Here is a 22,151-nt window from a genome sequence, read left to right on the forward strand (position 1 = left end):
GTTTTCTATTGAAGTAAATCAGCCTTTGTTTGGTGAAGTTTGCTTAACTCTCTTAACCTAGAGCTGGGTTGCATCTCATCTAATTAAAAACCGCAATACACCCTTAATATGATTACTAGCTATCAAACATCCCAAGCCAAAGGAGACATTCTTATTGTTGATGATACCCCAGAAAACCTACGAGTTTTATCTACAATGCTCGCTAACCAAGGATATCAGGTTAGAAAGGCAATTAACGGGCATCTAGCTTTAACCGCAGCTTCCATGTCTCCTCCCGATTTAATTTTGCTCGACATTTTGATGCCAGACATGGATGGATATGAAGTTTGTTCTAAGCTAAAATCTTCAGAAAAAACTTCAGAAATTCCAGTTGTTTTTATTAGTGCATTAGCCGAGGCGATAGATAAGGTTAAAGCCTTTGAAGTGGGGGGAGTAGACTACATTACCAAGCCATTCCAACTAGAGGAAGTTCTCGTCCGAGTTGGGAATCACCTGAATCAAAAGAGGCTCTATAAACAGCTTACTGAGCAAAATACACTACTGCAACAGCATATTGAATCTCGCCGCCGAGCCGAAGTTGAAATTCGTCTTTTACTCGCAGCAACCCAAGCAATTAGTCGCTCTGAGGATTTCCATTCAGCTTTGGAAGCCATCTTGCGCCTCATCTGTCAGGCAATCGGTTGGGATTTTGGAGAATCCTGGATTCCATCTGAGAGTTCTAGGGTACTAGAATGCAGTTGGGGTTGGTATGCTAGCACTCAAAGTCTGAAAGCATTTAGACAAGCTAGTAAAAAATTTACATTCGCTGCCGATATTGGGCTAGCTGGACGGATTTGGGCATCAAAACAACCTGAGTGGATAGAAGATGTTTCAATTGAACAAAACCAGATTTTTCTACGCTCCCAAATCGCTTCAGAAGTAGGATTAAAAGCCTGTTTTGGGGTTCCAATTCTCGTTAATAACCAAGTGTTGGCTGTATTAATTTTTTTCAAGAAAGCTAAACATAAGGAACAGCCACGGTTGATTGAGCTAGTCAATGCTGTTGCTACTCAGTTGGGTTCGCTGATTCAACGCAAAGCTCTTGAACAAGAACTTACTTTGAATGAAAAAATGGTATCTCTAGGACAGCTAGTGGCAGGAATTGCTCACGAACTTAACAACCCGGTCAGTTTCATCTATGGCAATCTCACTTATGCTAATCAATATATTCAAGACTTGATACAGTTAATTAAGGTTTATCAAGAAGAGTACGTTAATCCTACTCCCAAACTTCAGGAAATAATTGAAGATATAGAGTTAGATTTTTTAAAGAATGACATAGTCAACCTTATGGATGCGATGCACAGAGGAGCCGAGCGAATTCAACAACTGGTACTTTCCCTGCGTAACTTTTCTAGGCTTGACGAAGCTCAGTTCAAGCCAGTCAATATTCATGAGGGGATTGAGAATACCTTGGTGATATTACAGCACCGATTGAAGGAAACCGAAGACCGTCCGGCTATTGAAATAATTAAAGAGTACGATGATTTGCCGCCTATAGCCTGTTATGCAAGTCAGCTTAATCAGGTTTTTTTCCATCTGTTGAGTAATGCAATTGATGCCTTAGAGAAGCAGGAGAATAAGGAAGAAAAACCAATCCCAACTCCGCAAATTCGGATTAGTACAGAGCTAACGGTCGCCAATACAGTAAGGATTCAGATTGCGGATAATGGCCCTGGTATAGAAGAGTCGGCGCGATCGCGTTTATTTGACCCCTTTTTTACGACGAAACCCGTCGGCAGCGGCACCGGATTGGGATTATCGATTAGCTATCAGATTGTGGTGCAAAAACATGGAGGAAAACTCACCTGTTGTTCTTCACCAGGGCAAGGGGCAGATTTTGCAATTGAAATTCCCGTGTAAATAGGTGCAGTTAAATATCGCTCTTCTGTCACTCTCAACAGAGGGAAATTCGCAATCTACCGATGAAATGCGGTTTTAAATAGGATTAGAGAATAAATTCATCGAAGCAATAAGCTTTAAAAATTAAAAATATCGCTGTGGAATTGGAAATATTCTTATGTAGAAACCGGAAATCTGACTATCCTAACGAGGCTTAAACAGATATAAAGCCCAAACAAAGCCCAAAGCAGCTTAGTAAGCAACAAATATGTCACGATTGTGGTTCAATCAGTCTACGACGCGGAAAGACATCGCTGTGAGAAAAGCCTCTAATGCCTCAACAAAGGTTTTTACAGGTTTTTTAGGTCAACGTCGCCCTGAGCCATCAGCGATTCAAAGACTGAGGTATTTCAGCTAGATGGTTGGCAAGATGAAAATACAATAGCTACACCCCAAAAGAGCGATCGCTCTCCACCTCCGGCAAGCAAGCTTTAAGATGAAGAAGTATTAACAACGCAAATATCGCTTCATGGACTGGAAAGAAATATCCGGGAACTGGGTGTTAATTCCCCAACATCCTGTAGGAATTGTGCATTTCTTGGGGGGTGCATTTGTGGCGGCTGCACCCCACGTCACTTATCGCTGGTTATTAGAACAACTGGGGAATCAAGGCTATGCGGTGATTGCGACGCCGTTTGTGAATACGCTGGATCATAGCGCGATCGCAGGCAACGTTCTCCTCAGCTTCGATAGCGCCATCGAACAATTACGGGCAAAAGCGTTATTGCGGCGGCGATATCTCCCAGTCTACGGACTCGGACACAGTATGGGTTGCAAACTGCATTTGCTCATTGGTAGTCTTTTTTCTGTCGAACGTGCGGGTAATATCCTGATTTCCTTTAATAACTACACTGCAAGCGAAGCCATCCCATTTGTGCAGCAGTTTAATTTCAGCCCAGCTTTTAATGTCGAGTTTACACCTTCGCCGGTAGAAACTAACAAGTTGATTGCTGATAAATACAGTGTCCCGCGCAATTTACTGATAAAATTCTCTAACGATACGCTTGACCAATCAACTGGCTTAACCGAAGTATTGCAAAAGCGCTTTTCAGGGATGGTAGCAATGCAAATGCTACCAGGAAGTCATATTACACCGCTTGGTCAAGATGTCAATTGGCAAGCGGGAAAGGACTTCACACCGTTTGATGCTGTTGGTCAATGGGTGAAGCAAGAAATTCTATACAAAGAGCTGAATTTGTTGAAACGAGAAATTCTCCGCTGGCTACAGCCTTTCTCTCCTACTTAACAATTACTTGAATCTTTAGTGGCAGCAAGGGTGTAACTGTTGCCTGTAGGCTGAACAAGGTAAGACAGAAAGCTCGTGTTATGGCAGTCCTAAATGATTTCTAAAGGCAAGCTCCCCGGCTTCGGGAGAGAAGTAGGGGAGCTGACACCGCTGGCATCTCATAACTCAAATAGGATTGCTGTTAGCAAAGCACAATAATAGATTGTGCTTTTCTTGCTTGAGTGTCAACTAGCTGCGAAATTCCTACTAATTTTATTGTTTATTTCAGCAACGCGGCGGCCCATCATCATAGGAAATTAAATTATCGCCTGACTCAAGAATAAACTTAACTTGGTGGTCTGTAGCAACATGAAACCACCAACTGTGTTTAAGCTCCCCTCTTTTATACGGGCTGTCCCACTTACAAACAAATATTATGTTTTCCCCTCCCACAGGTAAGTGAACGGAGGAATTGCTTTTTTGGGAAAAAATTCTATTCTTTAATTTTTGAACTAGAGTGACCGAATCGTTTTGTTGTTTAGCAGCTTCGCCTTCAAAGGTAATAGTGAGCAGCGTTATCTTAGGGTAGCACTCAGTTGGAATGCAAACACCGCCTACATACTGTAAAGTTAAAATATTTTCCGAACCAGGGGAATCAGGCCATTCTTGAACACACCCATTCTGATTCTGATAAATTCGTGGTGGTGATGGTAGCAAATTAGCTACTTGTTTAGCTAATTTAATTGCTTCAGTAGGACTCAGTTCTGGCTGCATAAAAAAACTTGAGGAGGTAGAACTTAATCTACCTCCTCAGTGTCTCCTTTTCCGAATGAATTACTTCATGTTGACGGGAACTTTCAAACCTTCTGCTGAGAGTCTGCCGTCTGGCTGAATGGATTCACCTTCGATGAAGGAACGCAACATCCAAGCCATTTGCTCATGTTGTTCCATCAAGCCGGTGAGGAAATCCGCTGTACCTTGATCGTGGAAGTTATCACCGCACTGATCGATGTGGTCACGGAGATTACGGATAACTTGCTCGTGATCTGACACGAGGTTCTCTACCATGTGAAAAGCGTTGGGAAGAGTACCCGGATCTTCCTTGATAGAAGCGTTCTTTAGGAAGCCTTCCGCAGTTCCTACGGGATAACCACCCAAGGCGCGAACTCGCTCAGCGATCGCATCAATGCTTTCCGTCAACGCGGTGTAGTGTTCTTCCCACAGTTGGTGCAGAGAGCGGAACTGAGGCCCGACGACATCCCAATGGTATTTTTTGGTTTTGATCAATAGCAGATAGGCATCCGACAAATCCTTATTTAATAAATCGGTCACGCCTTGACGCTGCTCTTCTGTTAAACCTATGTTTAAAGGACGCATAATTGTTATGTTCTCCAGCGATAATCACTCTTACTAGTGCAACAAATCTACATAGGAGATTCATCAGCCAAAGGGGAGATTAGTCGAGCGCTTGATATTGCGTGGGTTTGAGCGTAGTCAGATGGGTAGGCTCAAGCTTTGGATATAGCACTGACTTTAACGCGGTGCAGAAGTTTCTCTCCTTGGCGGTAGCCAAGATTACGGACTTTCACATTTTCTCCAGGTTGAGCAGTTCCTTCGATGAGTTGATGGAACTGGGGGTCGTAAGGAAGTTCTGCTCCAACTGATGCGATCGCTTCGACTCCCCATTGAGAAAGCAGCTGTTGCACGGGTCGGACTAATGGCAGCAATTTCACCGCTTCCATCTGAGGATTCTCTAAAGCTCTGGCGGCTGCGGTAGGCCAATACAACAAAAAAGATTCTAATACTTGCAGACTCGACATCTGGAATTTCTGCATTAAAGTCTCTCGCTGCTGTTCTAAGAGCGATCGCAGCCGCTGATATTCTTGCTGTAAAGACTCCAACTCAGGCTCCCGATTTATCTGCTCTCCCAGTGCTGGAAGTTGACTATCCCCAAAGGTGGTCAGTAGCTCGCTCACTGGCACTTTCAACGCTTGGGAGAGCTTGATCAGGGTTTCTACTCGCATCTGCGAAACTTGTCCTAGTCGGAGTCGCTTGACTTGTCGTTCTGAAACTCCAGCTTGCCGACTCAAGGCTTTATAACTGGAAATCCCCACCAGTTGCATAAGTTGCTGCAACTGGTGGGTGAAATCTTGCTGCACAAAATCTGGTTCGTTTACCACGTTTGCTGTTTCAGTTAGCCCCCGGAGGTGCGCTTTAATTGTAGAAAGCTCCTAGGGGCACACAACTCGCTGTGCGCCCCTGCTGTCAGCATTAATGTTTGCTGGCAACTGCTTGTCTTGTGCCAACGGAGGTTAGCGTTCCTGTTTGCAGATGCGCTTCTAAGAACCACAACCGCTTATCGATGGCGCGAGACACTTCTGTGTAAAGGTCTGCGGTATCAGCATCACCTAAATCGGCTGAAGCATCAATATTTTGGCGCAGCGACTTGGCATAAGGTGCAAAGCGTTCTGCCAATGCGACAATGTGGTCTTTACCGTCGATGATATCAATCGGATACTCTGGCAAGATAGAGGCAGCTACCGCCATCCGAGCCGTTCCCATTGCCAACCCTCCTAGAGCCGTGACTCTTTCGGCAAACAGGTCGGTAAATTCTTCCAACTCAGTAGCAAGCTCATCAAAAAGTTGGTGTAACTGGTAGAAGTCCATCCCTTTAACATTCCAGTGCGCTTGCTTGACCTGAGTTTTTAGGTCAAGAGTGGTTGCTACGGTTTGGTTCAGAAGCTCGATTACTTTAGAGCGAGTTTCTGCGACGATGTCAATGCTAGTTGGGTAGAGACGTTGATGATGATTGATACTACTCATATGCCCTCATCCTTATTAGATGGAAGTGTATAGAAAAGCACGTAGACGACTCTCGTAGATTATCTTTGCACGCTGAGGACAAGATAAACCGCGATCAAGGATACTGATTTGCAGCACAGGCTGAATTTTGAACTAGAAAGCTTGGTTTTGAGTCTCAAGCTAAATGCATTTTGAGAACAGAGCGCGGTGCGCGGCGAATCCGGCAGGAAATCGTTTCCTGACCTAGGCGCTGACAAGCTTCAAATCGATGACAGCCGGAGAAACCATAGTATTCTCCATCTACTTCCAGCACGTCGATAGGTTCTTGCTGACCGATTTGTTGAATGGATTCCATTAAAGCCTCTACTTTGGCTTGATCCGTTTGTCTCGGCAGAGGTCGATGAATCTTTCGCAGGGGTATCTCTTGCACCCTTACCATAGGACGAGTGGCTGTCTCCATCTGTTGTTTCTCTCTAAATCATACTCATAATGACTTCGTTTTGACAAGTAAGCAGTTTAAATTAAGCTGAAGATTGTTCTTTATCCCCGATCGATTCGTCCGGGCGTCTATCACAATAGATGGAACAACTACCTGCGTAGTTTGAGACTGAATATAGAGTCAGGTTTGAAGAAAAATCTTCTATCCTCAGATAGTCCATGCAAAAAAAAGGATGTACCTTGAGGCAGATTTTGGTAAAAACCAAATCGCAAAGTCGGACATTTACTCGTCCATCTGGGACGAGAAAAGGGTTAAGCCACTGGTCTCGCACTATTTTGACGGTGTTTGGGCTGATTGGACTCACAGCGGCGTCTGGACCGGCACCCAGGGGGAACGATGTGGAACTGAAAGTAGGGGTTGTGCAGCGATTTGGTGAGGAACCCGACCAAATGACGTTGCAGGCAACATCGGGCGATCGCTTGATGTTGCGCTTTAATACAGGCGATCGCCAGCAAACCCTGCAAACCCCCAGTGCCAAGCTAGAAGTAACCATGCAACCTCTACCCGCCCCAGTGTTAGAGGAACGGCTTGTCCTGGGAATTTACCGGAGTTTTGAGACGGCTGAAGACGGTGCCAAAGCGTGGCAAGCGAAGGGAATTGAGGTTGAGGTAGCGCAGCCGGAACGCTGGCAGGTGTGGGCAAAACGCGATGTTTACAAAACGCCTTTAGTGCGCCGCTGGCTGTTGCAGAACCTCCAAGCTCAAGGCGATCGCGCTGCGTTTTTGGAGACAGAAGTGGTGCAGAAAGTGCCAAAAGCGTCTCTCGTGGTAAATGGTTTCCGGTACGATCGCGACCAGATAGAGATTATTCCTGGCAAAAACCCGATCCAGGTGACAAAAGGCAAAAATGGGAAAAATAGCGTTCTCTACGCTGGCTCATTGCGGCTGCAACCCAACGCTTACGGCACTTACACCCTGGTCAATCAAGTACCCTTAGAGACTTATCTGCGGGGCGTTGTACCGCACGAACTGGATGGGGGTGCCCCCTATGCGGCGGCTGAAGCGCAGGCAATGATTGCTCGGACTTATGCGCTGCGGAACTTACGGCGGTTTACGGTGGATGGGTACGAACTGTGTGCAGACACCCACTGCCAAGTTTACAAGGGCCTCACCGGCACCGTACCAACGACAGACAAAGCGATCGCGGCGACGAAAGGTCAAGTGCTAACTTACCAGAATGAACTGGTGGATGCCCTTTATTCCAGTACCAGCGGTGGCATCAGTGCGCCCTTTAATGATGTCTGGAATGGCTCAGATCGCCCATATCTCCAAGCTGTGGTGGATTCTTCTGGGTCAATTTGGAACCTGTCGCAGTTTTCCTTGGCTCAAGAACAAAATTTCCAGCGCTTTATCAGACTGAAACAAGGATTTCACGAAACTGGCGGCAATTGGTTTCGCTGGAGCAAAGCTAGCAGTATCGCTCAGATTACCCAAGATTTGCAGCTTTATCTTAAGCGGACAAAGACTCCCCATACTCCCTTTAAAGCAATTAAGCAATTGCGGGTAGCAGAGCGATCGCCCTCCGGACGGATTATTCGACTGGCAGTGCAAACCGATACCGGCGTGGTTGAGATCCTCAAAGATGATATCCGCAGTGCCTTTCGACCACCCCGCAGCACCCTTTTCTACCTACAACCTATCTATGGCGCAGACAAAACCCTAAAAGGTTATGCCTTTATTGGAGGCGGATTGGGGCATGGTGTGGGCATGAGTCAAACCGGCGCATTTAATTTAGCGAAAGCGGGTTGGTCAAGTCAGCAGATTCTCAACTTCTACTATCCCGGTGCCCAAATTCAGCCTCTTAGCCAGTCCATTACCTTCGGACCCGATAAAAACACAAAAGCGTTGCCCAACTCCTGAAAACAATCAAGCAGGGACGCTTGAGAGTGTCCCTGCTAAAAAGCTTATAAGTTGTCAGTTATGGGGCGGCGGGTGTAATCCAGATATCCGTAAATAGTCCAGCCTATCGATCAACCCGCCCATACAAGTCAGTTGCTGGTTGGAAAAGACGCCGATGATAGCGCATCTTTTACTGATATCTGTTGTATGTTGTTTTTTCTTGTCTGCGATCGCTGACTACCGACCGCTGACTGGTTTTCTTACTTAATAGAGTTCTTCTTCTTGGTGGGTCATGATGGTGCAATCCGACTTGGGATAAGCTACACAAGTCAGGACATAGCCAGCTTCAATCTGATCGTCATCTAGGAAAGACTGGTCAGATTGATCGATATCACCCTCAGTCACTTTGCCAGCGCAGGTTGAACAAGCACCAGCGCGACAGGAGTAGGGCAAATCAAGACCTTGATCTTCTGCGGCGTCAAGAATATAGACGTCGCCTTCAACTTCAATCGTGGTGTCCAGCCCTTCGGCTTCGTTAATTAACCTTACTTTATAAGCCATGTAGCGTTCCTCTCAAGTAGTCGAAATGGTGAGTAATTCAGAGTAGAGCGACCTGCCCAGCTAGACTAAGCTCAGGTAAAGGTTTGCTTACTAGGTTCACTTCCTCTTTAGATACTACGGGAAAAACCAGAGCCTTCAACACGAGATCAATAGATGCTGTGAATGGTATTCATAATAAACTTTTAAGATTCAATCCTAATTACTTATACTTATCAATGGAATGGTAGAGCAGTGATACGATGTTCAGCTGACAAATTCCAGAGAAAATCCAGATACCTTCTTCGGGGTAAATATATTAGCTGTAATTATAGAAAGAATTAATAACAACAATTAATCTTTAAATTCAGACAGATGGACTGAAAAATTAGAGATTAATGACCGGATGATTTTTTACTGTTAGCAACAACACATTTTTAGAATGCCAACATCAGTCTCTCATCCTGCGTGGTCTGGCAAGCTCCCAATCGGTGTCGGGCTGGTGGGAACTGGATATGCAGCTAAACTCCGGGCACAAACATTTCAATCTCAAGATAGAACCCAGCTAGTAGCCGTTGCCGGACATACCCCGGACAGCACAAAGGAATTTAGTCAAACCTACTCTTGCCAAGCCGTTTCATCTTGGGAAGCGTTAGTGGGGCGTGAGGATATCGATTTGGTTGTCATCTGCACGGTAAACCAGCACCATGGAGCGATCGCGCGTGCCGCACTTGAAGCTGGAAAACACGTTATTGTCGAATATCCGCTGTGTTTGGACGTTGCTGAAGCAGAAGCACTCGTTGCCTTAGCACGCGATCGCAACCAACTCCTGCACGTCGAGCATATAGAAATTTTGGGCGGTTTGCATCAAGCACTGCGGCATTCCTTACCCGAAATTGGAGAAGTCTTTTACGCCCGCTACAGCACCATCAATCCCCAGCACCCGGCACCCCAACGCTGGACTTATCACCCAGAATTGTTTGGCTTTCCCCTGTGCGGTGCCCTCTCTCGCATCCACCGACTGACAGATTTGTTTGGTTCCGTTGCTACCATTAGCTGTCAAGCACGGTATTGGGGCGAGGGGGCATTCTACCAATCTTGTTTTTGCACAGCCCAGCTAAAGTTTACTAGCGGCGTGGTTGCAGAGGTGATTTATGGAAAAGGGGAAAATCTCTGGCAACCATCCCGAAGTTTTGAGGTTCACGGAGAACAGGGGGGATTAATTTTCGATGGAGATGAAGGCAAGCTAGTCAAAGAGAATGCGACAACACCGATTGAAGTGGGAGGGCGTCGGGGTTTATTTGCCAAAGACACCAGCATGGTTTTAGACCACTTGATTGAAGGCACGCCACTGTATGTCACCCCAGAGGCTAGCTTATACGCCCTCAAAGTGGCGGATACCGCCCGTCGTTCAGCGGAAACTGGGCAGACAGTTTTAGTTTAAGCACTTTTAGGGTGATCAATTAACTTTGTGTTAACGCACTTGGCAACGCCAGCTCAACTTGAAGCGGATCTCTGCCAGATTTCATGAAAATATTGATGTTATTAGCGTTAAAAAAGCTTCTAATTTCTACTTGCGACTCGCTACATTTTTAAAACCGGCGACTTCCGCTAAAGTGTACAGAGGTCTGCCTTTGACTTCTTCATAAATGCGCCCGATATATTCTCCCAAGATGCCGATACTTACCAGTTGCACGGCACCGAGAAAGAAAATTGCTACCAGAATCAGGGTAAACCCGGTTAAAGGAGAATTGGGGACAAAAACGCGCCAATATAGAACTAATATCGCCATCGCTACCGCGATCGCTGCTGCGAATAAGCCGACATAAGTAGATAGCCGTAGCGGTACTTTTGAGAAAGACACTAATCCATTCACTGCCAATGACACAGATTTTCTGAAAGTGTACTGCACCTCACCAGCAAAGCGGGGGGGACGCTCGAAGTAGACGGCGGTTTGGGGAAAGCCGACCCAGGAACGCAGCCCCCGAATATAACGATTGCGCTCAGGCATAGAATTAAGGATGTCTACGACTTGTCGATCCATCAGACAGAAATCGCCTGTATCGGTAGGAATCTCTACATTTGCTAGACGCTTGAGAAGACGATAAAACACATAGGCGGTGAAGCGCTTGAACCAGCCTTCTTTGTGGCGTTTGATGCGCTGAGCATAGACGACTTGATAGCCTTGTTGCCATTTTTCCACCATGTCTGGAATTAATTCTGGGGGATCTTGTAAGTCGGCATCAAGGATAACAATTGCTTCACCCCGAACAAAATTCAGACCGGCAGTGACAGCAATCTGATGACCGAAATTGCGGGCAAGGCTCAGATAGCAAACTCGCGGATCTTTTTCATGCAATTCGCGCAGCATTTGTAAAGAGCGATCGCGACTACCATCGTTAACTAAAATTAGCTCCGTTGGGGCATCTAGCCGCTCCATCACCGCACTCATCCGCCGATAAAGTTCGGCGATGCTTTTCTCTTCGTTGTAGATGGGAATGATGAAGGAATATTTGGGGTTCATAGTTAGCTGTTAGCGATTCGCCAATAACTTTTAGCGAATCGCTGTCATTGGTCGAGTGTCATTACTTATCTACCCTTAGTCAATAGCAAACAACAGATGACTAAGGGTAGATAGGTGAATTAAACCTTGTCATTTTGTCGTTTGGGTTGAGGTACAAAACCATACATTGATAAGAGTTTGACAGGTAACGCTTTGTCGCTCTACCCATCTTACAAATAAGTCCCTCTATTTAATGACTAATTGCTAACAGCTACGAATTATCGTTCCAATTTGTTAGGAATGCCTTCACAACCACCGGGAATTGTCGCTCTGGTTTTTTCGCCACCCCAAGCACAACAGTATTGGCGCAGTTCTTCCGAGAGTCCCTGAACGTCGGTGAAGTCAGCATTTTCTACTACAGCGCCCGTATAAGCACCTGTTTTGTAGTTGGCGTAGGGAGGTTGAGTGTGAGTGCGAGGGGTCGCAGTTACCCCCGGACCATAGAACAAGCGGGTGGCTTTGAGATCGGCACCGGCGAGATTCGCTTCATACAAGATGGTGCGAGAGAGGTTCGCCTTGACTAAATCGCAATCGCTTAAGTTAGCACCAACGAGATTGGCTTCGCTTAAGTCTGTGCGGCGCAAGTCGGTTCCAGACAAATCTGCCTTCGCCAACATGACTCCTAAGTCGATGACGCGCACGCCGTTGACGCGGTCTTCTGCATAGCCTCCCAGTCCGTCAAAAATAGCTCGACCTAGGCGGCGATCGCGTTCTAGGGGAGTTAGCAATTTAGAACTAGACAAGAAACGCAGAATTTTGGCTTTCCCACTGCCGTCTACACTGCTTAAGATGGCGGCGGTACGTCCTTCAGCTAGTAACCGCTCTTGAGGCCAATCTTCGAGCAGTCCTTCTTCATCTAATACTAGGTCGGAGATGCCCTGAAAATAAGTATCGATCGTCTGCTGCTGGGTAATCAGGTTTTGCTGAATCGTCAGGGAGTTCTGCTGAATCGTCAAGTCTCTGGAAATAATGTACTGTCGCCACGCTACGTATACGGCGATGACGGCAATGAAAATTTGCCCGACAGCTCCTGTCCATTCTGCCAGGGAACCGAGTTCGTCCCATTTTTGCTGGTTCAACCACTTGCCAATGTTTTGGCTGATCCCAGTGAACTTGAACAAGCTGATGAGCGATAAAATTGTTCCGACGATGGCGACGATGACGGCTCGCTGTTTTGGCGGTAGCATCTCCTCCAGCACGGGTTCCAAACCAAGCCATAGCATCCGCAGCGATACGACTAGCCCGACGATCGCGCCTGATATCCCGATCCAGAAGTTATTAATCGCTAATCCTAGGATGACTAAGGCGATCGCTATCAGGACGACGGGCGTTCCCTGCGGAACAACTGGATTCTTTTTGGACACTACCAGCGATCGCGGCATGGTAGCCAAATGTTGCTCGTATTGGGTTCGTGTGGGCGTTGCCAGCGATTGCATCTGCGAGGGATTATTCCCAGCAGGTCTGTTACCATTACCACTATCTTGAGCGTCTGGCGGTGAATTGGACTGGGGAGGATTAGGCTCTGTCGTCATTGTGTTAATTTGTCAAGCAGGCACAGTTAAACCCATGCTTTATGGTAGCGGCTGCGGCAAGTAAACAAGATTTTATCGAATACCGGAGGCAAGTGTTAAGGGTACTGCACAATCGTGCGATCGCTCTATCTGTCTTTTTATCTGTAGTTCGATAAAGGAGCGATCGCTACTTTGTCTTATTTAAGATCACCACTCCGGTTAAGGGGCCAATATCTTTTAGTTGCCTTACCGATAATATTTTCTCTAGGTACAAAACCCCAATAATGACTGTCATAGCTGTTGTTGCGGTTATCCCCCAGCATAAAATAAGAACCAGATGGTACTGTTACTGGCTCATATTTGTATTGGGGTGCTTCTGCGATATAGTTTTCCTCTAGGGGTTGATTATTGATATAAACCTTGCCATCTTTAACCTCTACCTTTTCTTCTGGTAGACCAATCACCCGTTTGATGAACGCATCGTTAAAATTTTGCTGTTTTAGCGTTTCTGTCGGAGAAAATACCACAATATCTTTCCGCTTTGGAGTCTGGAAGTGGTAACTCAACTTATCTATTACCAATCTATCGTTAATTTGCAAGGTAGGAAGCATTGCCCCTGATGGAATATACCTAGCTTCAGCAATAAATTCTCTTATAAAGAATGCAGTAGGAACACTTATCAGTAAAGGAATGACAATCACGAGTATAGAAAATATTTTTATAAATCTTCTTGATAACTCTCGATTAGCTCGTGTAGATATATAAGCATGGTATACCACAAATGGCAAAATAATTATATTTAGCAATCCGATAAAACTACCAACAATAGTTGATGGGAATACGAAGGATAGTATTGCAATTGTTAATAAAAAAACGCCGATAAATATTCGACCACCATATACATGACCCAAGCCTAGCAATATTCTTGTTAGAAATACAGCCAGCCAGGGATCTTTTCCGCTTTGCCTCACATCTTCAAAACTTGGAGAATTTTTCTTTTTTGCACACCTATGGGCATCAAAAAGATTCCAAATATTAATCAAGATAGCAGCCAGTAACACGATAAAACTAATTCTTGTATCACCTGTCGAGCTTATAAAAAGCCATCCTCCTAAACAGTATAAAAATAATTCACAAATTATAAAAATCCATCCTCTAAGGACATTACCTGCGTAGATTTGTCCTATCCCAGGAAAAAACATTGATAAATTCACAGCCAGCCAAGGTTCTTTCTCTGGCAGAGCTGAAGAGGATTCTTGCCTTGTTCTAGACATATTTTTTACCTCAACTTACAAACCCAAATCTACCGCCACGCGATGAGCACAGGCAAACCCAGAAAATGCCACTGCATTTAAACCCTGTCCTGGAAACGTACTGTCTCCCACACAATAAAGTCCCGAAATCGCAGTTCGATTAAATGGCATTCCCAACAATCCTAATAACTTGTTTCTAGGAATTGGGCCATACGTCCCATCGGCACGACCTAAAAAGCGTCGATGCGTTCGGGGCGTTCCTACTTCCAGATAATCTAAGGCTGCATCTAGACCGGGGAAAATCTTCTCTAGCCGCTCAATGATTCGTCCGGCTGCCTCTTCCTTTTTCTGTTCATATTCGCTTGAAGAAAGCCCCTGCCAATTTTCAATCCAATCAGGGGTAAATGCGTGCAGAATATGATGACCTTCTGGTGCTAAATCCGGATCGAGTAACGTAGGAATCGACAAAAAGATTGTGCCTTGCGCCGCTTCCATCTTCTGCCAATCTTCTAGCAAAATGTGGTGACAGTCCGTACCAAGCGGCAGCACGTCTGCCTTAATACCTAAGTGCAAACTTAAGAAACCTGGCGATTTTTGATAACGATTTTGCCACTTCTTCTCAGCCGCTGGCATCTCTTCCGCTGGCAGTAACTTCTCGAAAGTATCCCAGCGTGTCCCATTGGAAATAATCCGCTTGGCTCCATAGACTTTTCCATTTGCCAACTCGACGCCTACCGCTCGACCCTCTTGGGTAATAATTTTCGTTACCTTGGCTTTGTACTGAATCTGTCCTCCAGCTTTTTCTAGTCCCTCCACCAGTTTTTGGGCGATTTGTCCCACACCCCCTTTAGGATAGTTAATGCCGCCGTAGTGCCGGTCTGAGAATACCATCCCTGCATTAATCATCGGTGTCCGGTCAGCGGGGACAACTGACCAGCAGTAGCACTCCATGTCGATAAACTTCAGCAGCTGCGGGTCTTTGATGTGCCGCCTCGCAATATCACCGGCATTTTGGGGCAGGTACTTCACCAAACCGAGACAGGCGAGGGGATGCTGAAAAAATACCCGTGCCAGATACCGGGGTTCTTCCAATGACAGCAATTCCATCGCATTCAGGCAGTTAAAAACTTTCCAGCATTCATCGTAGAAGCGACGAATCCCTTCCCGTTCGTGAGGGAAGTAGGCAGTGAGTTCTTGCAAAAACTTCTCATAATTGCGATGAACTTTTAGATCCAAACCGGCGGGAAGATGGTAGTGAATCTGGACGGAGTCGGGGATGGTTTCTAGGCTGACATTCACAGCATCTAGAGCGCGGGTGAGCAGGTTTGTGGTGCCCTGAGTCCCAAACCCAAAAATCATTGACGCCCCAACGTCAAATCGATACCCCTGCCGCTCAAAGTATCCGGCACTGCCACCTGGAATTAAGTAGCTCTCCAGTACAAGAACTTTAGCGCTTTTCGCTGCCAGTTGAGTGGCTGTCACCAGCCCTCCAATTCCAGAACCAATGACGATGGCATCAAACGTTTGTGCAGTGGGAGATTTAACAGTAGTTGAAGGCATGGGGCAGCAGTAAGGGAAAATTTTATTCATTTCAATCCCTATTAGGGATTAACACAAAAATGCCCAGATGCCAACAACTCAACCCCTTTGCTGCCGAATTTTTCCCACCAAACTACATGAATTAAAGAGTGCTTTTACTGGACTTGTGTCTTGCCTCAAAAAAAAAATGGGACTAGCCTGCTACTGCTAACCAGCCCCACCTGCCGATCCTTAATGAGAGGAGAACACTGAAAATAAATATAGCCTTGTTGCAAATAGATGTCAATACTATTGCAAGTAATTTTCAATAGAAAAAACTAAGCTGGTTGGAACTGTCCGCTTTTCGTTACCCGATGGATGCTTTTGGGGTTGGGTTTGACGACCAAGAAACCGAACCCAGATTGATTCTGGGTTTCCAGACATCCCAGGAGGTTCTATGATAGGTCAGGTCTTTGAGCTGGCATCTGACTGCCAAAATAGCAACTATGGCTCTCCAACTGCGTGTCTATGTTCCTCCCCATCCACTGATTAAACACTGGCTGGCTGTTGCTCGTGATGCTGCGACGCCATCGGTGCTGTTTAAAAGCGCGATGACGGAACTGGGGCGCTGGCTGACTTATGAGGCAACTAGAGAATGGTTGCCTACGATAGAAACAACCGTACAGACGCCCCTGGCTGAATGTGCGGCTACATTCATCAATCCAGAGGTGCCGCTGGTTGTGGTACCAATTCTCCGGGCAGGATTGGGGTTATTAGATGGGGCGCAGACGTTGCTGCCTTTGGCGTCGATTTACCATATCGGTTTGGTGCGGGATGAGAAAAGCCTGGAAGTTAGCTGTTATCTAAATAAATTGCCGGAACGACTTGACCCTCAAACACGGGTTTTAATTTGCGATCCGATGCTGGCGACGGGTGGAACCATGATGAGGGCGATCGCAGAACTAACTCAGCGAGGCGTTGACCCAGCTTTAATGCGGATTATTTCGGTTGTGGCAGCGCCACCCGCCCTGCAACAGCTTTCTGTCGCGTATCCGGGTTTGATTATCTATACGGCAATGATTGACGAGGGTTTGAACAGCCACGGGTATATTGTACCGGGGCTGGGAGATGCAGGCGATCGCACGTTTGGCACCTGACGCGGTATCCAAAGCGCTATCTAACGCACTATCCAAAAGATGAGCAATCAAAGATGAAATCTGAATAAAGATTTCTTACTTAGGACGACTGACAACTGAACAGATGACTCCTTAGACTGGTAGGCATCAAGGTCAGCGAAAAGTTAACCTGAAAACAGTTGCAACAAGAAAAAAAACAACGGTAATTTTAAGATGAGTCAGCGCGATAGTTTTGGCAGTGGATTTCTGGCTGGAACGATAGTTGGCGGTCTAGTCGGTGGAATTGTCGGAGCGCTGGTTGCTTCTGGACGCGCGTCCGAAATTGACACACCTGACGCCTCTCTGCTTAATACTGGCTCGTCAGAAGCGAAGCCTAGCAAGGGGAAAAAGCGTCAACTCAAGGACTCAGAGAGTATTGAATTTGCACGTCGAGGCTTAGAGGATAAAATTGCTCAGTTAAATGCTGCAATTGATGAAGTCCGGACTCAGCTAGGCACTGTAAATGGCAAGAGTACAGAACTAGAGCGGGAGCGATTCTCTTCCCCAGATACAGCACGAATTTCTGAAAGGAGTCGTTCACTAGGAACATCGCTTAACCAAGATTCCTAAGTTGCAATCCGGTAAATCCGTTAAACTGACTTCAAGTTTCAAGCGTTCACCAAATTTAAAAGGAACCTTCAACACCGATGAATTCTTCAGCTGAATTACTGATCAATACGATCTCCACCTTTCTGAACATGTATATGTTCATATTGATTGTGCGGATTCTTTTAACTTGGTTTCCGACAGTCAATTGGATGAACCAGTTAGCTTCTACCTTGAGTCCAATTACAGACCCTTACCTCAACCTTTTTCGCTCAATTATTCCGCCACTGGGTGGTCTGGATATCTCCCCAATTTTAGCGATTTTTGTGCTGCAAATTCTGGCTGGATTGTTCGCCAGCATTCAGTTCAGTCCTGGTTTTTAGGAGACAAGGATTTTAGATTTGGATTTTGGAGTGAATCTGTAATCTAAAATCCTTGCAATCAGATGTTAACAGCGGAGTTATTAACGGCGGACTTGTTAACGGCGGACGGTGCCGTTAAATCCGGCGGCTTTGAATTGCTTGAGCTGCAAGGGTGTCGGTTGATTTGCAGCAACCGAGATTCTGAGTTCAAAATCGCTGACTCCGGGTGGCACTTCTTCGATTGAACCGAGGCGGGTTCGATTTTGCATTACCGAGTCGCCATTCGCGTCGTAAATGCGACCAAAAATATCAGCGTTGTAGACATATTTACCAGAGTCATTTTGAGCTTTGCCGGTAACAATATAGCAACTAGCGGCTCTGGAAGCGCCGGTACTCATAACCGCCCCATCTGCTAGCTCAGATGGGCAGTCATGGTAGGAAATTTCAGATAGTTTAATCTGTGTCAATGCCAAAGCGGGAGGAGTAAACAGCAAGTTCACAACTCCGATGAGGCAGGAGATGATAAAAATAGACACAGCTCGAAATCGCATAAACCGTACCATGACTTCAGGTTTTTTGGGTTCACCCCTCAGCTTACCGCGAATCTAGTCAAACAGGAGCTTCGGAATGTCTTGACAATTCTGCGATAATAGGGGATCGCCCTTAATGAGCGCTCTAAGTCTGGGCATTCCCACTCAGAATCACCGAGATAGCTCTGCTGTGTGGTGATCCATTCCAAAGAAGGAATTGATTGTGACCCGATCTGAGATTGAAGCGGCACTGCAAGCAGCATTTAGTCTGTGTGAGGAGGCTGTATATCCTCTCAGCGATACGCAGAAGCAAATTCTGCTGCAAGTTGTTGTCAAGGAACTGCTGGGTGCCCAAGCGGAGAACCCGGCGAATGGTGATGAAAATGCCGATGGTGCGAATCCATTGGAGGAACTGACACCAGAACAAGTCAAAGCTTTACTGCAATTTGTCAAGGAACAAGAAAGACAAAATCGCTCTTGGAAAATTACATTACTGAATGACTGGCTGAATAATCAAGATTCTGGAGCGATGCAATTTTTACGCGATCGCTATGGCTTTGGGTGGCTCTATCGCATTCAGCCGGTTCATCTGGCTGAGTATTATGAGCGGGAGGGCAAGCAAGGGTTAAAGCTGAAGGTAGGCGATCGCATTGAGGTTTCTAATGGTCTGTGGGAGTGGGTGCAAGAAAACGGCCCCTGTAGCCGCGAATGGTTTCCCTGCACGGTGGTTGGGGTTTACGAGACCACAGAAAGCGATCGCGCTCATACCAACTGCATTATCCGGTTTGAGAATGGCAGCGAGTATGAGATTCAAGGCATTTACGAATGGAATCGTTTTAACTGGCAATGGCCCAAAAATTAGAGATTCCGACTCGTGTATAGATTAACCGCAAACTCATCCAGAATCGTGGTTCCCGATAGCTGCTGCGTTTTCGCTAACTGGTAACGAGATTTCAAAACTCGCTGGATTTCCTGTTGAATTTGCTGTTTTTCAGCCTCCGTTTTGGGAGCCTTATTCACAGGACGGGCGCTATCTAACCAGAGAATCCGAGGATATTGCGCTGCTTGTCCGCTTGTCAGAACTTTTTCTAAAGCAGGCGCAAGGTCGGCAGGATGCTGTGCTAATAGCTGAACCGGGGCAGTGGGAGGAAGATAATAAGCCAAACGCAGAATGTGACCCCAAGCACGGGAGTTCATCACAATTAAAGTTGGGGTTGTAGCTTTCTGTTGAATCAAGTCTGCTATCTGATGGAACATCGAGCGGTTTCTCGTGCTGAAGTCCCCGATGCTGATGCCTAGATACAACAGCAGCAAACCCGCTGCCGCCACTCCCCGCCAGCGCCCCGCCGCCCGTTCCAGCCATAAAGCGATTAATAGCAAGCATCCGGGCAGTACAAAAATCAGTGCCCTTCCGCCGCCAAAGCCAATCGTGTATTTGCCGGTGAGAATATCTACTGCAAATGCGATGCACAGGGGCAAAATTCCCAGTGACAACGCCATGAATAAGGTACGACGCTTTCCTTGCCGCCAGAGGCTAAAGGTACACCCGGCTAGCAACAAGATTATCAGGCACCCTGCCACAATCGCGAGGGTCGCTTCTGCGGGAGTTTTGACGACATTTCCCACCCAGTCTCCCAGTAACAAGTGACTGCTCAAGGTTTGGGTCACATCTGCGAAATGATTTCCCTTGGAAAACTGATTGCCTACTTCACCCAGTCGCCCCTGCTTCCGAGTTCCCAGAAGAAACCAAGGCATCCACAGCAATACACCCGCCCCCAAACGCAATCCTTGCTGCCACCACCGACGCCGGTCAAAGATGAGGACAAAGATGCCTAGGGTCATCACCCAGTAGACAAAAAGATATTGCGTTAGCAGTCCAGCGGCGATTGAAACAATCAGAATCGCACTCCAGAGAATCGATGAGCGATTGCTGGGATGATGGGGCGATCGCATGGCGTCTGGTTCAATTTCCCCGTCGGAGGCTCGGACACTCTCTGTTGCTCCTTTTGCCTCAACCAGATGCAGCATTGCCCAGGTACTGAAAATCGTCCACAAAATCAGCGGGCCATACATCCGAGCATTTAAAGAATGGAATAAATAGAAAGGATTTGTACCGAGTAAAGCGGCAAAAATCAGTCCGCCGCGATGTCCCATCACAAACCGCCCCAATCCGTAAGCGCCGCCAATCGCACCGACACTCAGCAACGCGCCCAGACTTCGTAAGGCAGCTTCGCTATTGCCAAATAGCTGTAGCCAGAAGTATAGGCTGAAATAAGAAAGCGGTGGATGGACATCGCCCAGGATACCTTTATAGACATCTTTGATCGTGCCGACGACATCACCGGATCGTGGGATCAATAAAGCGCTGTAATCGCGTAGGTTGACGGGTTGCGCTCCTGGAGCTTGATAGTCAACCCCGTGACCGCTGGCGAGGATCAAGGATAAAACTTCGTCGTACCAAAATTCTCGGCTGCCCAGGTAGATAATTCTTAATAAAACTGCGATCGCGATCGCGCCCAGGAGCAATATCTCCAGCGACAACCAGCGCCGCGATGATTTAGGAACTGTAAAGCTTCGGCTCATAATATTGACGAAATTAGAATTTAGGTTAAAGTGCAGTCAAGTTAGGTGAAACTTGACATATATTAGCTTGTCTTTGTTTTTCTATGTCCTTAGCTATTGACCCAGTAGAACTCTCTGTGGTAGTGCCGCTTTACAACGAGGAGGACAATATTGACCACTTGTTTGAGCGACTTCTATCGGTGATGGAAACCGTGAATACAACCTATGAGATTGTTTGCGTCAATGATGGCAGTAAGGACAAGACCCTGGAGTGTCTAATCGAGCATCATCATCGTAACCCAGCGATCAAAGTCGTCAACTTGTCCCGCAACTTTGGCAAAGAAGTCGCCCTTAGTGCTGGACTCGACTATGCTGTGGGTGCTGCCGTAGTCCCGATTGATGCCGACTTGCAAGATCCGCCAGAGTTAATTAAGGAACTGGTAGAGAAATGGCGCGAAGGCTATGATGTCGTTTATGCAACTAGGCGATCGCGTGATGAAGGTTGGCTGAAAAACTCCACAGCCAAAGCTTTCTATCAAATAATTGGCAAGATGAGTCGCGTCCCCATCCCCCGCAATACCGGGGACTTTCGGTTGCTCGATCGGCGTGTGGTAGAAGCCATCAAGCTACTGCCAGAACGAACCCGGTTTATGAAAGGACTCTTTGCTTGGGTGGGTTTCAAGCAAACCTCGGTTTTATTCGACCGTCCCCTACGCTATAAAGGAACCACAACGTGGAACTATTGGCGTCTGTGGAATTTTGCCCTTGATGGAATTACTTCCTTTAGTTTTCTGCCTTTAAAAGTGTGGAGTTACGTGGGCGTTACGATATCTTTCGTGTCGTTTATTTACGCTACCTTTTTATTCTTTCGCACTTTAATTTTTGGAATCGATTTTCCTGGTTATGCTTCCATAATGGTCGCGATATTATTTCTGGGAGGTATTCAGTTAGTGACACTAGGAATCATTGGTGAGTATCTTGGTCGGGTATACGAAGAAGTCAAAGGACGTCCGCTTTATTTAGTGCGTGAAGCTTATGGTTTCAAAAGTCAGGAACCAACAGAAAAGCGTCACAAGTCAGAAGTCAGCACTCAAGAGTCTTGAGTAATATCCGAAGAACGAATGAGCAAGGACTAATCACTAATAACTTCCGGACTTACGCACTGAAAGATTGAAACCTAGCCCCCCTAATCCCCAAGAAATTAAGGGGAACCGGAAAAGTCCCCCAATTTATCGAGGGATTTAGGGGGATCTCTGCGTAAGTCCTATTACTAATGACAAATGATTAAT

General features: G+C 46.4%; 21 protein-coding genes. 9 read left to right on the forward strand and 12 right to left on the reverse strand.

Annotated elements, in window-relative coordinates:
- The first annotated feature begins 108 nt into the window (after positions 1-108).
- Positions 109-1,902: a response regulator gene (locus tag H6H02_RS14825; RefSeq protein WP_190819001.1), complete on the forward strand. Its 1,794-nt coding sequence runs from the start codon at positions 109-111 to the stop codon at positions 1,900-1,902.
- Positions 1,903-2,410: 508 nt separating this feature from the next.
- The gene (locus H6H02_RS14830) at positions 2,411-3,187 is read left to right on the forward strand and encodes a DUF1350 family protein (protein ID WP_190410455.1); all 777 of its coding nucleotides are present in this window, start codon (positions 2,411-2,413) and stop codon (positions 3,185-3,187) included.
- Positions 3,188-3,451: 264 nt separating this feature from the next.
- On the opposite strand, the gene H6H02_RS14835 is transcribed toward H6H02_RS14830, so the two are convergent.
- From H6H02_RS14835 to H6H02_RS14855, 5 genes are all read right to left on the reverse strand, one after another.
- On the reverse strand, positions 3,452-3,940 hold the full coding sequence (locus tag H6H02_RS14835) for a hypothetical protein (protein ID WP_190410456.1): 489 nt from the start codon (positions 3,938-3,940) through the stop codon (positions 3,452-3,454).
- Positions 3,941-4,000: 60 nt separating this feature from the next.
- Positions 4,001-4,543, reverse strand: a complete 543-nt coding sequence (locus H6H02_RS14840) for a Dps family protein (RefSeq protein WP_190819003.1) — start codon at positions 4,541-4,543, stop codon at positions 4,001-4,003.
- 131 nt (positions 4,544-4,674) lie between these two features.
- Positions 4,675-5,346, reverse strand: coding sequence for a nucleotide exchange factor GrpE (grpE, locus tag H6H02_RS14845; protein ID WP_347342613.1), 672 nt, complete (start codon positions 5,344-5,346; stop codon positions 4,675-4,677).
- A 91-nt stretch (positions 5,347-5,437) separates the two neighbouring features.
- The gene (gene dps / locus H6H02_RS14850; RefSeq protein ID WP_190819005.1) at positions 5,438-5,989 is read right to left on the reverse strand and encodes a DNA starvation/stationary phase protection protein Dps; all 552 of its coding nucleotides are present in this window, start codon (positions 5,987-5,989) and stop codon (positions 5,438-5,440) included.
- Positions 5,990-6,143: 154 nt separating this feature from the next.
- A complete protein-coding gene (locus H6H02_RS14855; RefSeq protein WP_190819072.1) occupies positions 6,144-6,407 on the reverse strand; it encodes a sulfiredoxin in 264 nt (87 codons plus the stop codon).
- A gap of 218 nt (positions 6,408-6,625) precedes the next feature.
- Between H6H02_RS14855 and H6H02_RS14860 the strand changes: the two genes are divergently transcribed.
- The gene (locus H6H02_RS14860) at positions 6,626-8,326 is read left to right on the forward strand and encodes a SpoIID/LytB domain-containing protein (protein ID WP_190819007.1); all 1,701 of its coding nucleotides are present in this window, start codon (positions 6,626-6,628) and stop codon (positions 8,324-8,326) included.
- 243 nt (positions 8,327-8,569) lie between these two features.
- Here the strand turns inward: H6H02_RS14860 and H6H02_RS14865 are convergent, their stop codons facing one another.
- Positions 8,570-8,866, reverse strand: coding sequence for a ferredoxin (locus H6H02_RS14865; RefSeq protein ID WP_190410460.1), 297 nt, complete (start codon positions 8,864-8,866; stop codon positions 8,570-8,572).
- Between the two features lie 418 nt (positions 8,867-9,284).
- Between H6H02_RS14865 and H6H02_RS14870 the strand changes: the two genes are divergently transcribed.
- Positions 9,285-10,286, forward strand: a complete 1,002-nt coding sequence (locus H6H02_RS14870; RefSeq protein ID WP_190819009.1) for a Gfo/Idh/MocA family oxidoreductase — start codon at positions 9,285-9,287, stop codon at positions 10,284-10,286.
- Between the two features lie 126 nt (positions 10,287-10,412).
- Here H6H02_RS14870 and H6H02_RS14875 read toward each other — a convergent pair whose 3' ends face one another.
- The 4 genes from H6H02_RS14875 to crtH form a co-directional block, all read right to left on the reverse strand.
- Positions 10,413-11,366 (reverse strand): glycosyltransferase family 2 protein, encoded by a 954-nt coding sequence (locus H6H02_RS14875; RefSeq protein ID WP_190819011.1) that lies wholly within the window; start codon positions 11,364-11,366, stop codon positions 10,413-10,415.
- A gap of 257 nt (positions 11,367-11,623) precedes the next feature.
- A complete protein-coding gene (locus tag H6H02_RS14880; protein ID WP_190819013.1) occupies positions 11,624-12,937 on the reverse strand; it encodes a pentapeptide repeat-containing protein in 1,314 nt (437 codons plus the stop codon).
- Positions 12,938-13,113: 176 nt separating this feature from the next.
- A complete protein-coding gene (gene lepB, locus H6H02_RS14885; RefSeq protein ID WP_190819015.1) occupies positions 13,114-14,190 on the reverse strand; it encodes a signal peptidase I in 1,077 nt (358 codons plus the stop codon).
- A 15-nt stretch (positions 14,191-14,205) separates the two neighbouring features.
- Entirely contained in the window at positions 14,206-15,729 is a 1,524-nt protein-coding gene (crtH, locus tag H6H02_RS14890) for a carotenoid isomerase (protein ID WP_190819017.1), read from the reverse strand.
- Between the two features lie 464 nt (positions 15,730-16,193).
- Here crtH and upp point away from each other — a divergent pair, with 464 nt between their 5' ends.
- The 3 genes from upp (at position 16,194) to H6H02_RS14905 (ending at position 17,791) form a co-directional block, all read left to right on the forward strand.
- On the forward strand, positions 16,194-16,844 hold the full coding sequence (upp, locus tag H6H02_RS14895; RefSeq protein WP_190819019.1) for a uracil phosphoribosyltransferase: 651 nt from the start codon (positions 16,194-16,196) through the stop codon (positions 16,842-16,844).
- A gap of 192 nt (positions 16,845-17,036) precedes the next feature.
- Positions 17,037-17,432: a hypothetical protein gene (locus H6H02_RS14900; RefSeq protein WP_190819022.1), complete on the forward strand. Its 396-nt coding sequence runs from the start codon at positions 17,037-17,039 to the stop codon at positions 17,430-17,432.
- A gap of 77 nt (positions 17,433-17,509) precedes the next feature.
- Positions 17,510-17,791, forward strand: a complete 282-nt coding sequence (locus tag H6H02_RS14905; protein ID WP_190819024.1) for a YggT family protein — start codon at positions 17,510-17,512, stop codon at positions 17,789-17,791.
- Positions 17,792-17,886: 95 nt separating this feature from the next.
- Here H6H02_RS14905 and H6H02_RS14910 read toward each other — a convergent pair whose 3' ends face one another.
- The gene (locus tag H6H02_RS14910) at positions 17,887-18,321 is read right to left on the reverse strand and encodes a hypothetical protein (RefSeq protein ID WP_190819074.1); all 435 of its coding nucleotides are present in this window, start codon (positions 18,319-18,321) and stop codon (positions 17,887-17,889) included.
- A 202-nt stretch (positions 18,322-18,523) separates the two neighbouring features.
- Between H6H02_RS14910 and H6H02_RS14915 the strand changes: the two genes are divergently transcribed.
- Positions 18,524-19,162: a hypothetical protein gene (locus H6H02_RS14915; RefSeq protein ID WP_190819026.1), complete on the forward strand. Its 639-nt coding sequence runs from the start codon at positions 18,524-18,526 to the stop codon at positions 19,160-19,162.
- On the opposite strand, the gene H6H02_RS14920 is transcribed toward H6H02_RS14915, so the two are convergent.
- Positions 19,159-20,883: a glycosyltransferase family 39 protein gene (locus tag H6H02_RS14920; protein WP_190819028.1), complete on the reverse strand. Its 1,725-nt coding sequence runs from the start codon at positions 20,881-20,883 to the stop codon at positions 19,159-19,161. The two genes, H6H02_RS14915 and H6H02_RS14920, sit on opposite strands and share 4 nt — an antisense overlap.
- Before the next feature lie 83 nt (positions 20,884-20,966).
- On the opposite strand from H6H02_RS14920, the gene H6H02_RS14925 reads away from it, so the two are divergent.
- Positions 20,967-21,965: a glycosyltransferase family 2 protein gene (locus tag H6H02_RS14925; RefSeq protein ID WP_190819030.1), complete on the forward strand. Its 999-nt coding sequence runs from the start codon at positions 20,967-20,969 to the stop codon at positions 21,963-21,965.
- Positions 21,966-22,151: the final 186 nt, after the last annotated feature.

Source organism: Coleofasciculus sp. FACHB-1120 (genome assembly GCF_014698845.1).
Taxonomy (GTDB): domain Bacteria; phylum Cyanobacteriota; class Cyanobacteriia; order Cyanobacteriales; family FACHB-T130; genus FACHB-T130.